Source organism: Pseudomonas sp. S31, from assembly GCF_016648105.1.
GTDB lineage: Bacteria > Pseudomonadota > Gammaproteobacteria > Pseudomonadales > Pseudomonadaceae > Aquipseudomonas.
Window position 1 is genome coordinate 141,089 of the sequence record NZ_JACVVE010000001.1, and the last position, 16,232, is coordinate 157,320.

Here is a 16,232-nt window from a genome sequence, read left to right on the forward strand (position 1 = left end):
TCCCATAGCGTGAGGCAGTCGGATCTGGGTGGCCGGAGCAGCACTACTGTTCGCCAGCCAACAATACTCCAACCCTGCTGGCCCTCTCCACGCCCGCTTCAGTAAAGGTGAAGGTCACGCTCTGGCCGCGGTAATCGCCGTCGGTGGGAAGCTCGCACACGTGGTTGTAGGTCTTTTTTTCCCACTCCAGCTTCACGTCAATCTTATCGAGTTTTTGGGTAGGGTCGCCGATGGTCAAGGTGAGCGAAGAGGCGCCGAAGCGCGCAATGAATGCCAAGGGCGCGTCAAAAATCAGTTTTACAACCCCGAGATCGACCACCTCTCCTGCTTTGAAGATCGCACCTGCAGCAACATCCTTTTTGCAGATGTACTGGGCCTGCTTAGTGCACACGAAAGTCGGTTTGACGACATCAGCCTCTCTCTTATGTATCGAATAAGCATAGGCATTGCCTCCGGACTTGGGATGGTTGATCCATAGTGAGAAGGTAGGGGCGCTCACCTCGTCAGCGGAAAGCGATTTATTGATTCCTCCCCAAGACCCGCGGGAGGTAGTCATTTCCATCGTCACACTCGCTGGCAGCAAAAACTCATACGCCAGGCCACCGTGTAAAACTCTAGTGAAATCCGACTGCGTCAACGTACCCGAATTTATGCTATTCGATCCGCTCTGATTCATACCCACCGCATACCCATCTTGCCAGCACTGATTAACGGTAGTGTGTACGCTGTACGTCGTGCCCGTTAGATCACCCGCCATGCCCAGGCAATACATTTCATTGGGTAACGTGATGATCGTCTTGTAAGATTCCTTGATGTTTTGCCGGGTCAGGATCATCGTTGCGACACCGTGGGAACCCTCGCTGATCACCCCAGAAAAATCATGACTTCCCCAGGCGCCTTGGCCCCACTCCACGAGTGGATAGTTAAACTTTGGAATTTTCTCCACGGTGCTACCCGGCAAATACTGCCAATGCCAAACAGGTTGGAGATTCTCATATTCCTTGCCATGGGTGTGCACGAAATAAGTGCCACATCCCATGTAATAGCCCATGAGATTCTCGCCGTTGCCGGTTTCTGTACCTACCGTCCGAGTAGACACGGTTTTACAGAACACAGCAAATCCCTCATTGATATGCGAAAGATAATCGTTGGTCCAGAAAGCACGCGTTCCTCGGAAGCTGGGCGAGGTCAAGACCTTGCCTGCGGCCAACGCTTTCAACTCTTCGAGCACATGAGGCTTGCTGGCGTTCTGGAGCAGGCCATCACACCACGTTGACCATCCAGAAATCCCCCCTTCATCCTGCCGCGCGATAGCCCTTCCAAGAGTATGAAAATCATACTTGCCCGCGTAAGCGAACCACCCAAGCCCCTCGGTAAGATGACCCTCGACTTGCCTCAGGCTTTCTGGCGTCAATGCGAGTACGCCTGTGAGCAAGCGATGCATCTTGAAGAATTTTGCGAGCAATACCTTACCGTACGTCCCGGGATACAACTGAGAGCAAACGTGCTCACCCATCCTTGGATTATGCTGGCTATAAGAAAAGTCTACCCTGATGCCCTCACCCTCGGCGGGGCCGGAGCGTGCCGAGAACTCCGTACACTGGGCCACCGCTCGCGATGCTGCATAGGCGTGAGCCAGATAGTGGCTTGCCTCAGGCCCCTTCCACCCCGCCAGGCTCCATAACAACTGGATATAGGCGAAGTCCGTCTGATTGGCACCACTGTGGCCCAAATCGACATTCGCGATACTCTCAATATAGGTGAGACTCTGCATGATCGCGGAGGATTGCCCCGCAGCTGCAAGAAGAATCAAGCACCGTCCGGTGCTCAACCCCAGCCCGAGTTCACGGTGCCACCAATTGGAGGTCGTATAATCGTTGCTCGTATAAAAGGCCAACGCAGCGCAGGCAGTGGCAAGATAAGCGCTGCGGTGCATCTCTTTCTCTTCCAAGCCCGCACTGGCCAACTTTCGCACCCGCTCAAGGTGCTCATACAATGGCGCTGTATTTTCTTTCGCTTCCGATGGCGGGTAATCGATATCTGCAAACTGTCCTCCTACGCAGCTATCGGCCCATTTCTGCAGGGTGGCTGAAGTTTCCCGAATGGATTCTTCGACAACCAATCTTCTGAACACAACTTCTGCATCGTGCGCCCAGATCGCGCCGTTGCTCTTTATTTGACCCGTTGCCAGAGTTACCCACCCATCACTGAGGCTCATCATCTTTCTCCACCATTGGTTGAGAATGTCAACTGCGCAAGATCCTCAGCCGGCCTGACGGCTGTCGGCAACTGGTAAAATTGCCAGTTGCACGCTATCGAAAACGGTCTTCCTCCATTGCTTTGTATTCCAACAGCCTGCTGGCAGTGCCAGGCACCTGACATTTTTGCCAGTTGTTCTAACTGTGCCCTGCCCTTATCAATGGTGCGTCCCTCACCTTGACGGAGTCGAGCCATGCCCATCAGCACATCTGCAAATGCTGTCACCAGCGACACACCCACCTGGCATCGTTGTCACGCGGGCGTTCCACTGAATGACAAGTGGAGCAAAATGGTACGGACTTTCGATGTGCATGACGGCATCACCGGCCTACCGCTACCGGGATCGCCCCTCTCGTTCATCTTTGGCGACCAGGATACCAAGGACAAGTGGCCTGCGTTGGTTCAGGCAAAACTCAAGGCCAGCGGCCTGGATGCCTACCTGCGCCTGGGCACTGAATCAGCGGTCGACGGGGACATCCAACAGGAAGGCACGGTCGACTTCTGGCAGATCGATCAACCATTGCGCGTGTTCATTGGCGGCTTTGAGGAAACCGAAAGGGCCGCACGCTGGTCATGTGCCTTGCGCGACGCCAGTGGCGCCGACATGACGCTGGCGCAAGCCTTGGAGGCATCGATCCAGCCGCCTACGGGCGGAAGTGGCAAATGCACCGTGCAATGTACTCTGCGGGACCAGGCCACCCGGCGCATCATTCGGCAGTGGAATTGCGAGTTGGCCTACGACGCTGCAGACAATCTGCTCGCTCGCATCGACACCCTCGCCAGCAGCATCGAAGCCAATATCCAGGTCAGGCATGCGGTTCATGACCACGGCAAAGCATTGAAGGCCAGGGGCAACATGGAAACCTGGACACTTCGATTGCCGACGGCCTTGGGCCTGGAGTTGACGCTGGCTAACGCACCGTCATTATGGACAGCTTGTCATTCGGGCATCCCCCTGAATGACAAGTGGAGCAAAATGGTACGGACTTTCGATGTGCATGACGGCCTCACCGGCCTACCGCTACCGGGATCGCCCCTCTCGTTCATCTTTGGCGACCAGGATACCAAGGACAAGTGGCCTGCGATGGTTCAGGCAAAACTCAAGGCCAGCGGTCTGGATGCCTATCTGCGCCTGGGCACTGAATCAGCGGTCGACGGGGACATCCAACAGGAAGGCACGGTCGACTTCTGGCAGATCGATCAACCATTGCGCGTGTTCATTGGCGGCTTTGAGGAAACCGAAAGGGCCGCACGCTGGTCATGTGCCTTGCGCGACGCCAGTGGCGCCGACATGACGCTGGCGCAAGCCATGGAGGCATCAATCCGGCCGCCTACGGGCGGAAGTGGCAAATGCACCGTGCAATGTACTCTGCGGGACCAGACTACCCAGGGCATCATTCGACAGTGGACTTGCGAATTGGCCTATGAGGCCTCAGACGATCCGCTCGCTCGCATCGGCACCCTCTCCAGCAGTATCGAAGCCAATATCCACGTCCGGCACGTCGTGCACGACTTTGGCAAGGCGCTGACATCCAAGAACGACAAGGCAAGTTGGACCCTGCAGTTGCCAGCAGACCTGCAACTGGAACTGACTCTGCATCCAGCCGGCACCGTCGCCACAGCCCCTCTCTACGAAGATCTGCCCGACATGACGGGCTTCGAGGATGACACCCTGGGGGCCGATGACTGTCTCTGGGCAAGCCGCACCTATGTGCTGGCGGACCGCGACCTGCTGGTGGGCGAGAAAATTCTTGCATGGGCTGTCGACCCAATCGATGGTCGCCTCCTGAAAAGCGTGACGGTGACGGGTACGGAGGAAAACCGAGCCCGCGCGGCCTGGCCAGCGGCGTTAGTGCGTGCGATTCAGGCCGATAAGACTTGGGTTGCACATTCAGTTCTGCTCCAAGCAGGCCATGTATCGCCGGATGCGGAACTTGCAGTTGCTGCCCAGTCCACATCCTCTACCCAGTTCGCAGCTTTCGACGTTGTCAAAAAAGCCACGGTGGACCGCCTATGGGCGTTCGATTCTCACTGCCGAGTGTTCAGTAACGCTCCCTTCAAGGCCAATCAGGTAGCTGCCGTGCGACTGCCGCAAGCGGCGCCAGCTGCTGGCGATCGGGTCTGTGTTCAAATCAGGCATCGAACCAGCCAGTGGCTGTACGAAAGCCACGTCTTTACTCCGCATCCGAAAGCTGACCAGGCTACATGGAGCGAGCCGCTGTGCGAATTCCTGAACACCCACAGTTCAATGCTGCGAGCCGGTCAGCTAGCGGCCGATGGCATTACCATTTCCCCAGGCAAAAACGACAACACGCTGTGGATCCCTCAGTTATCCGAATTGTCCGTTCATGTGGAGTCAATCGGTTGGCTCAAGCATGAGATTTTCACCCCGAGCACGGAGCTGACCACAGAGGTGGTGATCGCCGTGCACGATGACGTGACTGGCGCACCGCTGCCAGGTTCACCGTTTAAGTTCACCCCCTCAACTGAGTCTCAGTCTCTGGAAAATTGGCCCCCGGCACTGGCTGAGCAATTGGCGACCAGTGAGCTGGCCGAGTACCTGAAATTCGAGAAGACCAGTGCCGGACAATGGACCTGGTGGCGCGCAGGCGTGCCCCTGCGGATCTGGATGAATGCGCCGTTTGGCGCACCTGACGAGTGGGACGACTGGGGCCATGATGTCGACGAAGTGTTACGCCGGATGATTGAAAGTAAAGATGTCGAACTGGTCATTGAAAGCCACGACGCCCGGACAGGTTTACTTTGTCACCACTCGACCATCGCTCGAACTGCGCTCTCTTCGGACCCATCCGAGGAAAAAAAATTGGTCGAATTGAAGCGCTGTGTTGCGGAGCACTTGAAGGCCAATGGCATTTTTGGGGGGGCATCGTCGATTGGCAGCGGGCAAGGTAGCGGGCTGCCTCAGGGAGGATGCGGCGCAGGGGTGCCATTGGCACAGCTGGTGACAGCACTAACGGCAGACTCAACGAAGACTTCCGAGCTTGAAAAGCTTGAAATTATCGCTCCTAAGCACTTAGTCTCCGAACACATCAATACTCAACTTAAAGATGCAATATTCCGCCTAGGACTTTTTACATACACACCTTCAATAGGCACTGAAAGCTTTTTTAAAGCTGTAAGAGATTTTTTTACCGAATCATTCCCAAGAACTTGGAACACAACCGGCCTCGTCACACTCGAGGAAGCTAGAGCAGTTTTTCGCAAATCCTGGCACCTGTTATTTTGGCACGGACCCAAATGTCTCGATCTCTCAGATATAGCGGAGAGACTAGAAATCCTTAAAGAATTCACATCACAAAAATCGTCAAAGCACATTCCTGAAGACCAGCGCCTCTCTCTCGCCCAACAAAACACCCAAATAAGCATTAGACTAAAGGCGCACCTCACAGACCCGTACGATATACGTTTTATTAGACATGACACTGAGATTTCAGCCGCACGACAGGTGCAAGCCACTAACCGAATGGAAATAAGAAAGTACCTTCCCCCACACGCACATGTGAACTTCACGTCCGCCTCAATTGGCATACCCACAACAGAGCCAGTACCTAAGGCGCTGTCTATCTTGCTCGACGCAACCGCGGCTAGCCAAGGCTTTGGATTTATCTCGTGTCGTCCTGCCGAAGATGGTCTATCACTGGGCTTACATGCTTCTTTCGAAGCGGAACAGGACGGCACGACGGCAGGCATCAGGGTCGGGATCACGTCTTCAACCTCGCTGTGGGAGAAAATCCAAGCCTGTACAGCACATCAATACATTCCAACCACTCCGATCAGCAACGATACGCTCTGCGCCGACATGGCGAATACCCAAGGCTCAGCGTTGTTCGCCACGACGCCTTCACAACTGAGCGGTGTCTCTGCGCAAACGGGACTGTTCCACGCCCACTACCCTATTGCCACGCTCTGCGGCCTTTCTGGGAAAGGCCCGTCTATCGACCTCGGCCTCAACTATTCGCCACTGCGGGCCAATGAAAGTGGGCTGGGTGATGGCTGGGCATTCACCTTTTCTTCCTATGACAATCGCAGCCAGGTGCTGGCGCTGAGCAATGGAACAGTGGATGAACTGACCGCTAACGATATCAAGGTCCTGCTCGACCCCGCCCAGGGTTGCCTGACACGTGGGGGCTATACCATCAAGAACGCCGCAGGCAACTCCACGACACACAAGGCTGGCAGCCTCGAACAGGAGGTATACGCACTCACTGGACTCACCATCGAATAACTGAATGGCCGCCAAGAGACCCTGACACTCCCCCAAGATCGCGACGGGCTTGAAAGTGGCGTCGCTTACAAGAAGAAGATCACCGACAAGTTGAATGCGGCCATCAAAGCGGCTGATAAGGCCCTGGAAGGGTTAGCCGGTCCGCCCAGAGCTCTAGACCCTTTCGCGAGCATTTTCCAAGCTTTATTCATGCCATTGGCGATTCCAGACATCGTGAAAGAACAACTCAAAGCGGATAGCGACTCCGGCGTACTCCTCCGATCCGTTGCGACACTCATGAGCTCGACGGTAGCTGGCGTCGAGCTCATGAAGAAAGACCTGGAAAACCTAGCGCAAGTCAAAGAGGAAGGCAAAAAGCTAACTGAGCTGAAACGTAGACTTGAACTGCGTATCAAAGACATCGATCGCGAAGCGCTGACACTGGTAACCGAGAATATCGAGTCCCCTCAGGGCGGCACGCTGAAGCTGTCTTGGCAAGGCCTTAAGGGCCATGTGCGGCTTAAAGACATAAAAGATGGAAACAGGGTGCTGGTGCAAGTCAGGCACAGTGCTGACCCCGTACTAGAAGGGTCTATCGACAGTACGATCACTGTGTGGCCGGACACGCCGGAGTGTTTCGTCGTGAAGCTGGATATCACCAACTGCCTGCTCAGGACGCTGACCTACTCCAGCAGGCCCCAAGCGAACACTTTCGACAAGCGTGTTCACTTCAATTACGGCCTATCCCCCATCTTGGACTATGTGTTGATCGGCGTCGCCGAAGATGATGGTTCACTCGAGGTTGTCGATTACGAACACGGTCAACTAACAGCTCGTAAGGATAAGGAGCCCCGCTTCGAGTTATATAAATCATCGCCCCGCGTCGCATTGCACACGATCGTGCCCGGTGGCCATCAACCTAATGTGCACCACGCCTGGAAGTGGGAAGGCGGCCAATCTATCACTGCTGCCATCCGCTACCAGCACGCCCCCGTCGGCAGCGACCTGCAATACGTCCCGTTCACGCGGTGGGAGTGGTCGAGCAACGACAAGGGCCACCTGCAACTCCACCAACAGATCGACGAAATCCCCGGCGAACAGCGGCGCACCACGCGCCATGTCTATCAAACCGACAGCAGCGTGCCCTCACACCTGCGCCGCGCCCAGCAGACCAAACAGATCGTCACGTTGGAAGACCTGCGTGCCAGCAAACCCGCCGAGGAACAGCAGCCATGACCTCTACCACGAACAAAGCCAGCGCGCCTGAAACTGCCTTCACCGAAACCACGCGCATCTCCTACCGTGCCGGTGGCCTGGAACCCGTACTGCTCGTCACCGCTGACGGCTTGCATACCCGGCTCTGGTACTACGAAACCGACAAGCACCCACTGGATATCGACCCACTGGTCGAAGGTCTCACCTTGCAAAAGGCTCCCAGCGGCACCAACGCCACTACCGGTGCGTGCGGCAAGACGCTGGCCGATGCCGCCCAACTCACCTGCACTGAGCGCCCTGCAGCCGGCAAAGGCCTGCTGCCACTGTGCGCGCAATACCAATACCTGTTGCTCCCCGACGGCACCCGTCAAGCCCCGACACTGACGCTGTTCGGCTACGCCCTTTCACAGCGCGACGACCAAGGCACGTTGGTGCCCAACACCGTCCTGACCTTCGAGGGCCTCGAGGCGTTCGAAGACAGCGACACACTGGCGTTGAACGACGTGAAGCTGAAAAAGCTTGCGGGGCTATCAGTCGCTCTGGTGCAGGTCAACCACCAGCATCAGGCCAATGCAATCCGCAGCAGCGAGCGCATCGCCACACAGTGGTACCAGGACGACAACGCCCGCAACACGCAGACCGTGACGGAGGTCGTGGCCGCAGGCAAACAGACCGCCACCCACGAACTGCTGCGCACATCGCCCTATTCGACCGGCACGGCCACCTTGCAACGCCAAGTGCTGTCAGCCCGCACCGGTCGACTGCTGCGCGAGACCCAGCAGGACGGTGACGGCAAGCCGGTGGCGTTCATCTGCCATGAGTACGACAGCCTTGGCCGCGGCGTGCTTAGCACGACATACCGCTTCAGCGAAGCGGCCTTCACTTCTGGCGACGTATCGGGGCTCGAACCCGACCACACGCGAACCATCGGTTACGCCGAGTATGGCCACGGCAACCGGGTACGGGATTGCGATGCCCAGGGCCGTCACCAGCAATGCTATTACGATGGCTTGCAGCGCATCGTGCGCCGTGAACTGCAGCGCCTGCCGGGCAACGACCACAGTGCCGCCAATTACTGCGTGACCGAGCAGACCCACTGGGGCACCGACGGCCAGATTGCCATGCATGTGGCTTTCGACTACCTGCCGGGTGGATTGCGCATCGACGACATCAAGACACTGCCACAACGAAGCGAGGGCTGGTTCTGGCAAACGCATGGGCACGACACGCCGGTCACGGACGCTGAGCAGAACGAATCGCTCACCTCCCGCTCGACGCATGGCCTTTTCTCGAAAGGCGCGCTCACCACGCATCAGTCCACGCAAAACAACAACGCCGATGGTTCTGTAACGCTGGCCCACGAAGCTTGGGAAGGTGTGGAGCAGCCAGCATCGGGTCCTGCTATCAAGACTACGGAAACCATCAACAAGAAAGGCCAACGCGAGCGGTTGGTCGAGCAGATTCCGGGTTATGCCGCGAAAGAGCGGCAGTGGGATATCGGCTACGACGACCTCGGCCGCCAGGTCAGCGTCACCCGGCCAGACAAGTCGATCGTTTCATGGGCCTATCAAGGCTTGAACAACGTGCCAACCAGCGTCAGCGTGAAGCCATCGTCGACTGCAAAGGCAAAGGTTCTGGCCAGCCGGACGCTTGACGGCGGCGCCGTCGCCACGGTAATCAGGGGTAGCGACACGACCCAGACATTCAAGGCGCGACAAGGCGGTTGGGTGAAACCGGACGGCACAGCCGTCTACCGGGAGCCAAACGCTGACGGTAGCGTGTCCTGGTATGCCACAAGCGACGCGGGTACCACGACACCGCTGATGACGTTCAAGCTCTCCGCAGTATCGCAAGCCCTGCTTGCAGAGCGACCCAAGCAGGGTGACCAGCAGAGTCTGGTCACCAGTGAAACCTTGAAGCCCCTGCTGCTCGGCTCCTGGCACTACAACCGCACTGTACACGGTCGAAAGCAGCGTGAGGAAGGAGTGGCCTCTCTGCGTGGCAAGCTCTCAGGTGCCTGGAGCAGCGACGGCTTGGCCATGCAGGCCTGGGAGAATGCCCAAGGCTATCGCAGCCGCTTGCGCAGAGGGACGCTTGAGTACCGCTACCAGTACACCGCGTTGGGCCAGCTGGCCATGGTTTCGGTTGATGACATGCGCAGCGGCCAACGTCTGCAGGTGGACTACAGCTACGACGCGTTCGGTCGGGAGACCGAGCGCAGCTATCAATTGAACGGGCAGACCAAGGTGCGCTACATACAGACGTGGTCGGCCGGCAGCCAATTGCTGAGCAAGACCCTGTTCCGTGATGGCAGCCAGGTACGGAGCGAAACCTTCGTTTACAACACCAGCGTGACGGGCACCAGTGACGAGTTGCAGAAGTGGACGGTAGTGGCTGAAACCGGTGAAGAGGTCAAGGACGACGAAGGGTATGCCATCGAGGAGCAGAGCTACGAGTACGACGTGCTTGGCAGCCTGACCAAATGCACGTCCAAACGCAAGAAAGATGGAACGGTGGAAGACGTGGTCCGCACCTACACCTATGGCGACGAACAGCACCCGACGCGGCGCACCAAAGTCACCTGCGCTAACAAGACGATCAGGCTGACCTATGATCTGAACGGCAATCTGCTGACCAATGAGCTGGAACAAACCCTGGCCTATACCAACAGCGGCCGGCTCAGATCGGTGACAGCCAAAGGTGCGATAACGCCGCTGACCTACTACGAATATGACGAATATGACCGGCTGATCGCCCAATGGGACGCCGCCAGTAATCAGCGGCGCATTCTCAGCTACAGTGGCGACCGACTGAACGGCGAAACCTGGCTGAACAGTACGGGTAAAGTGCTCAAGCGCCAGTTATTGGACGATGAAGCGAGCCTCGCCGTGGCACTGAATGGTCAATGGCGTTTTGTACTCGGCGACCCACAAAACGGTGGCGGCGACGAATACTTATTCAAGGACGGCAACTGGGAGTACCAGTCCGTCGCCTTTACTCCGTGGGGCGAAACCCACCTAGCCAGCCTGAAGGCCCAGGGGGTGGGAGTGGGCTACAACGGCCAGCGGGTCGACCCGGTAACCGGCGGTTATCACCTGGGGGCCGGCTACCGGCTCTATGACCCCGTACACAAAGTGTTCTACCAACCCGACGATTGGAGCCCGCTGGGCGCTGGCGGCCTGAATGACCGCGCGTATTGCGCCAGTGGCGACCCGGTCAACTGGCACGACCCCAGCGGCCACATCATGCTCAACCGGCAAGCACAAGCCCACGCGCTGGCAAGGCTCGATGACGTCATCACAGCGCTCACACCCAACACGGAACAAGCGCCACCCGAGGCAGCCGGCCTCAAAGACTGGTTGATTTTTGGCGCCATCGTGATCATCGGTGCCATCGCGATCATCGCTTCGGCGGGCACGCTTGGCCCAGTTGTGGCAGGCGTGCTCTTGGCCGTTTTCGGAGCGGGGGCCGCAGTCACGGCCGCGGGCATGGCACTGAGACAGAAAGACCCTGAACTATCGGCAACGCTGGAGCCGATCGGGCAGGTGATGATGGCAGTGGCCAGTGCGCCGGCGATTGGCAGCCAGATGGCGACAGTTGCCAAATATGTGCTCTACGGCGCGACGCTGGCTTATGCAGGCCTTGAAATCGCGAGAGTCGCGGTGCAGAAAGATAATCCCGAGCTCGCCCAAAAATTGGGATGGGCCTCACTGGCTGTATCGCTCGTTTCAATGGTCTCGAGTCTACGCAGCGTCCAGCGCCTGTTCAGCAGAGTTGGACAAGCGCTACGTTCGCTGCGCGGGTCACTCAAATCTTTCCACTTCCGCGATCACATGAACCGCTCTCGTAGTTGGATGTACGCCCCAGGCAACACACAACGCCCGAGCTTCAACCAACGATTGGGCAAATTAACGATGCAGAAGCTGGGCATGCGCACCCCACAAAGGGTGAATGGCAGGATTGGCTACTATGCGGGAAACGATAAAGCGTCGGCCCTCCCGAGCACAAGCCAATCAAATACCGTTAATCAAATGCCAGGCAACGGGGCCAAGGGCAATTCATCTTTTCTATCTGGCACGTTAGAAACAGCGTGGAACTCTCTGATACGAGGACCGCACAATCTGCATACAGACCAGTTGCCAAATCGCACTGAACTGAGTTCAAGGCTTGGCGCCGCCAATAGCTCGCAACCCTTCAGCCAGGCAGTCGAAGTCGTCAACTCAAACTTGGCCTCCAACGCGGCTGCCGACATCTCCGCCGCAAAACTCGAACAGTACACACAACTGACCCGGGACGTAGACTCAGGGAGAATCAGTAATACCACTGCATTCTTTGCATCTTCAGGCGGCTGGGTAGGTGATAGTACTTCGTCGCGTAGTGATCGTCTGGTGGGGGCAGCATTCAACATCGCGGGCGCCGTGGTATCCGCTGGTTTGGAGGACAATGCCAGGAAGACGGGCAAGATATTTAGGTGAAACCCCAAATAGCGATTGACGTGTCGTACTGGTTAGCCTCCCGCTAACCAGTACGACCAGAACCGGCGCCACACGACTCGCGGGCCGCTGCAACCCTCAAGCTCTCACTGTGTCCCTGGCAACACCCACCCAACACATTGCCCCTGGCTCAACATCCGCGAACGCCCGACAACGCTCCAAGCCCCCGCCACTTGGCAGATGGCCACATGGCATGCCCCCTGCAACCGCATTGCCACACCTTCATTGGACTGGACTTAGCAATGCGTCTGAACACCCTCCCCCGCGCTTTCAAGGCCCTGAGTGCCGCCGGCCTGCTGGCCCTTACCTTTTCCTCCATCGCCCACGCCGAAACCGCGCCCAAGGAAGTGCGCCTGGACTACGCCTACTATTCGCCCGTGAGCCTGGTGCTCAAGCACTTCGGTTGGCTGGAACAAGCTCTGCCCGACTCCAAGGTCAGCTGGGTGTTCAGCCAGGGCAGCAACCGGTCGTTGGAATACCTCAACAGCGGCGGCGCCGACTTCGGCTCATCGGCCAGCCTCTCGGCCGTGCTGGCCCGCGCCAACGGCAGCCCGATCAAGTCGGTGTACGTGTACAGCCGTGCCGAATGGACCGCCCTGGTGGTGGCCAAGGACTCGCCGCTGAAAACCGTCGAAGACCTCAAGGGCAAGAAGATCGCCGCCACCAAGGGCACCGACCCCTACCTGTTCACCCTGCGCGCCCTGGAAAAGGCCGGCCTGAAGAAAGACGACGTGGAACTGCTGCACCTGCAGCACCCGGACGGGCGTACCGCGCTGGAAAAAGGCGACGTCGATGCCTGGGCCGGCCTCGACCCGCACATGGCCGCCAGCGAACTGCAGGCCGGTTCGCGCCTGCTGTACCGTAACAAGGACTTCAACAGCTACGGCGTGGTCAGCGTCACCGAAAGCTTCGCCAAGCAACACCCACAGACCATCGCCACGGTGATCAAAGCCTACGAGAAGGCCCGCCACTGGGCCGTCGCTCACCCCGACGAGTTCGCCAAGCTGCTGGCCGACGAATCCAAGCTGCCATTGGACGTGGCCAAGCTGCAACTGTCGCGCACCGACCTGTCCGCGCCCGCATTGACCGCCAAGGATGTGACCGCATCCAAGGCTGCAGCGCCGATCCTGGTATCCGAGGAGCTGGTCAAGCGCGGGGTCGACGTCAACCAGGTGATCGACCAACTGATCGACCCCACCTTTGGCCAGGCCAGTATCGAGTGATGAGCACTTCCAGCAAGACCCTCGTTGCCGGCGCCCCGCCGGCAACGGCCAAAACGAGCCAGTGGCCGCGCCGCCTCAAAGGCCTGGCGCTGCCACTGGCGTTGATTTTGCTGCTAGAAGCCGTGGTGCGCCTGGGTTGGATCGCCTCCTACCAGATGCCCGCGCCCAGCGAAGTGGCGCAGACCTTGGTGCAACTGGCCGATGGTGCCTTGTGGAAACACATCGGCGCGAGCCTGTCACGGGTGCTGGCCGGGTTCGCCATTGGCGCCCTGCTTGGCCTGTTGTTCGCCGCCTGGGTGGGGCTGAGCCGCGAAGCAGAGGCCTGGCTCGAACCCACCTTCGCCAGCCTGCGGGCGATCCCGAGCCTGGCCTGGGTGCCGCTGTTGCTGCTGTGGCTGGGCATCGGCGAGACCTCCAAGGTCACCTTGATCGCCATTGGCGCGTTCTTTCCGGTGTACCTCAACGGCGTGGCGGCGATCCGCAACATCGACCGCAAGCTGGTCGAAGTCGGCCGCATGTACGGCTTCGGGCCGCTGCGCCTGGCCCGCCGGATCCTGCTGCCAGCGGCCATTCCCGGCGTGTTCACCGGTTTGCGCAGCGCCTTGAGCCTGAGCTGGATGTTCCTCGTGGCGGCCGAGCTCATCGCCGCCACCCGTGGCCTGGGCTACCTGCTCAGCGATGGACGCGAGACCTCCCGGCCCGACCTGGTACTGGCGGCGATCATCGTCCTGGCGCTGCTGGGCAAACTCAGCGATGGCCTGCTGGCCGGGCTGGAACGGCGCTGGCTGGCCTGGCGCGACACCTTCGATGGCACGGACCAAGGAGCCTGAGCATGAACCAACCCCTGCGCGTCACCCCGCAAGCGGCGCCCCTGCTCGAGCTGCAGGTCGAGCGCAAGGCCTTCGGTGAGACCCCGGTACTCGGCCAGATCGACCTACGACTGCAACCGGGGGAAATCGTCAGCCTGCTAGGCCCCAGTGGTTGCGGCAAAAGCACGCTGCTGCGCCTGGTGGCCCAGCTCGACCGCGAATTCACCGGCACCCTGCGACGTCGCCCGGAGCAGGTCGGCTTCGTGTTCCAGGAGCCTCGGTTGATGCCGTGGCTGAACGTGGCCGACAACATCGGCTTCAGCCAGGACCAGGGCTACGACCCTGACCGCGTGGCCCGGCTGATCGACGAGGTGGGCCTGACGGGATTTGCCGACGCCCTGCCCAAAGCGCTGTCGGGCGGCATGGCGCAACGTGTGGCCATCGCCCGTGGGCTGTATGGCCAGCCGCAGTTGCTGCTGCTCGACGAACCCTTCAGCGCGGTGGATGCGTTCACCCGCTTCAAGCTCCAGGACCTGTTGCTGGAACTCGCCCGGCGACACCGCACGGCACTGCTGGTGGTGACCCACGACGTCGACGAGGCGCTGTACCTCAGCGACCGCGTGCTGGTGATCGGTAACCGCCCGGGCACTGTCTGCCGCGAGCTGCGGGTGGGCCTGCCGAGCCCGCGCGATCGGCGTGACGAGCGGCTCGGGCGCTTGCGCGCCGAGGCGCTCGAGGCACTGCACAGCGCCCGGGTGATTTGACCCTCAGCGCTTGCTCAAGGCCAGCCGGGCAGCGAACAGAACGAAGATCAGGCCGGTGGTGCGGTCCATCCACTGGATAACGCGCGGGCGCCGCAGCACACCAGCCAGGGGCTGGGTCGCGGCGATCAGGGCAATGGCCCAGAGCAGCCCGAGCGACACGTGGATGCCGACCAAGCCGAAGGTCCAGGCCACCAGCGGCTGGCCCTGGGGAATGAACTGCGGCAGGAACGACACGTAGAAGATCCCCACCTTGGGATTGAGCAGGTTGCCCAGCATGCCCTTGACGAACCAGTTGCTCCCCGCCCCGCCTGCGGCGACCGCCGGTGCCAACGACTGGCGCGGGCGCAGCAGCATGTTGACGCCGAGATAGGCCAGGTAACCGGCGCCGCAGTACTTCAGCACGTTGTAGGCCAACTCCGAGACCGCGATCAGCGCCCCCAGGCCAAACGCCACCGCCGCACCCCAGAGCAGGCAGCCCGCATTGATGCCCAGGGCCGCGCGCATGGCCTGCTGGCGAGTCTCCACCGCGGCAGTGCGCAGGATCAGCGCGGTGTCCAGGCCGGGGGTGAGCGTCAGTACGGTGGCAGCGAGGGTGAAGGCGATCAGGTTGTCGGCGATGGACATGTGCTCAGGTTCCCGGCAGGTCGATGCAGGCGATTATGCCGGGGCCGAGGCGGCAGGATCCAGCTGTACGCGTCGGCAGGCTCATTGCGGCCGGCGCATGACCATCAGCTTGCTGACCATGCGCTGGCAGACCTCTCCATGTTGGTTGAGGGTCAGGCACTCAGTGGTCACCATGCCGCGGTCCGGCTTGGAGCTGGAAGGCTGTATATCCAATATTTTGCAGACCACGTGCAAGCTGTCGTTGGGTCGGGTCGGGCGAGGCCACTGGATGTCGCCACCGGCGCCGATCACGCCGCTGCCAATGGGCACGCAACTGGTCAGCAGGCGCATGGTGATGGCGGCGGTATGCCAACCGCTGGCGGCCAAGCCCTTGAAGAAGGTATTTTGCGCGGCCGCGTCGTCCAAGTGGAAGGGCTGCGGGTCGAACTGGCGGGCAAAATCGATGATCTGCTGGGCATCGAGGGCGAACTCGCCGCTGGTGAAGGTCTGGCCTACGTGCAAATCGTCAAGGTAGATCGCGGTGCCAACGGACATGTCGTGCCTCTTCGAGTGGGGTCGTCGGCATTCAGGCTAGCGCAAAGTGCTGCCGGGTGGGGTCAATCGTTGGTGATGGGGCGCCT

General features: G+C 59.5%; 9 protein-coding genes. 6 read left to right on the top strand and 3 right to left on the bottom strand.

Annotation, left to right across the window (positions count from 1 at the left end):
* Positions 1 to 43 precede the first annotated feature (43 nt).
* Positions 44 to 2,218, bottom strand: a complete 2,175-nt coding sequence (locus IAE37_RS00605; RefSeq protein ID WP_201167275.1) for a polysaccharide lyase family 8 super-sandwich domain-containing protein — start codon at positions 2,216 to 2,218, stop codon at positions 44 to 46.
* Positions 2,219 to 2,452: 234 nt separating this feature from the next.
* Here IAE37_RS00605 and IAE37_RS00610 point away from each other — a divergent pair, with 234 nt between their 5' ends.
* The 6 genes from IAE37_RS00610 to IAE37_RS00635 all read left to right on the top strand — a co-directional run bounded on the left by IAE37_RS00610 (position 2,453) and on the right by IAE37_RS00635 (position 14,988).
* Entirely contained in the window at positions 2,453 to 6,505 is a 4,053-nt protein-coding gene (locus IAE37_RS00610) for a hypothetical protein (protein ID WP_201167278.1), read from the top strand.
* Positions 6,506 to 6,811: 306 nt separating this feature from the next.
* Entirely contained in the window at positions 6,812 to 7,720 is a 909-nt protein-coding gene (locus tag IAE37_RS00615) for a hypothetical protein (RefSeq protein ID WP_201167281.1), read from the top strand.
* Positions 7,717 to 12,174, top strand: coding sequence for an RHS repeat-associated core domain-containing protein (locus IAE37_RS00620; protein WP_201167284.1), 4,458 nt, complete (start codon positions 7,717 to 7,719; stop codon positions 12,172 to 12,174). The genes IAE37_RS00615 and IAE37_RS00620 overlap by 4 nt, the downstream gene beginning before the upstream one ends.
* A 260-nt stretch (positions 12,175 to 12,434) precedes the next feature.
* Entirely contained in the window at positions 12,435 to 13,415 is a 981-nt protein-coding gene (locus IAE37_RS00625) for an aliphatic sulfonate ABC transporter substrate-binding protein (RefSeq protein WP_201167286.1), read from the top strand.
* Positions 13,415 to 14,245, top strand: a complete 831-nt coding sequence (locus IAE37_RS00630) for an ABC transporter permease (RefSeq protein ID WP_201167289.1) — start codon at positions 13,415 to 13,417, stop codon at positions 14,243 to 14,245. Before IAE37_RS00625 ends, IAE37_RS00630 begins: the two co-directional genes overlap by 1 nt.
* Before the next feature lie 2 nt (positions 14,246 to 14,247).
* A complete protein-coding gene (locus tag IAE37_RS00635) occupies positions 14,248 to 14,988 on the top strand; it encodes an ABC transporter ATP-binding protein (protein ID WP_201167292.1) in 741 nt (246 codons plus the stop codon).
* A gap of 3 nt (positions 14,989 to 14,991) precedes the next feature.
* Here the strand turns inward: IAE37_RS00635 and IAE37_RS00640 are convergent, their stop codons facing one another.
* Positions 14,992 to 15,612 (bottom strand): LysE family translocator, encoded by a 621-nt coding sequence (locus tag IAE37_RS00640; protein WP_201167295.1) that lies wholly within the window; start codon positions 15,610 to 15,612, stop codon positions 14,992 to 14,994.
* Positions 15,613 to 15,693: 81 nt separating this feature from the next.
* A complete protein-coding gene (locus IAE37_RS00645; protein ID WP_201167298.1) occupies positions 15,694 to 16,146 on the bottom strand; it encodes a MaoC family dehydratase in 453 nt (150 codons plus the stop codon).
* Positions 16,147 to 16,232: the final 86 nt, after the last annotated feature.

Excerpts from the sequence above, each read along its gene's own strand:
- IAE37_RS00605 (WP_201167275.1), bottom strand. The coding sequence starts at position 2,218 with ATGAGCCTCAGTGATGGGTGGGTAACTCTGGCAACGGGTCAAATAAAG.
- IAE37_RS00610 (WP_201167278.1), top strand. The coding sequence starts at position 2,453 with ATGCCCATCAGCACATCTGCAAATGCTGTCACCAGCGACACACCCACC.
- IAE37_RS00615 (WP_201167281.1), top strand. The coding sequence starts at position 6,812 with ATGAAGAAAGACCTGGAAAACCTAGCGCAAGTCAAAGAGGAAGGCAAA.
- IAE37_RS00620 (WP_201167284.1), top strand. The coding sequence starts at position 7,717 with ATGACCTCTACCACGAACAAAGCCAGCGCGCCTGAAACTGCCTTCACC.
- IAE37_RS00625 (WP_201167286.1), top strand. The coding sequence starts at position 12,435 with ATGCGTCTGAACACCCTCCCCCGCGCTTTCAAGGCCCTGAGTGCCGCC.
- IAE37_RS00630 (WP_201167289.1), top strand. The coding sequence starts at position 13,415 with ATGAGCACTTCCAGCAAGACCCTCGTTGCCGGCGCCCCGCCGGCAACG.
- IAE37_RS00635 (WP_201167292.1), top strand. The coding sequence starts at position 14,248 with ATGAACCAACCCCTGCGCGTCACCCCGCAAGCGGCGCCCCTGCTCGAG.
- IAE37_RS00640 (WP_201167295.1), bottom strand. The coding sequence starts at position 15,612 with ATGTCCATCGCCGACAACCTGATCGCCTTCACCCTCGCTGCCACCGTA.
- IAE37_RS00645 (WP_201167298.1), bottom strand. The coding sequence starts at position 16,146 with ATGTCCGTTGGCACCGCGATCTACCTTGACGATTTGCACGTAGGCCAG.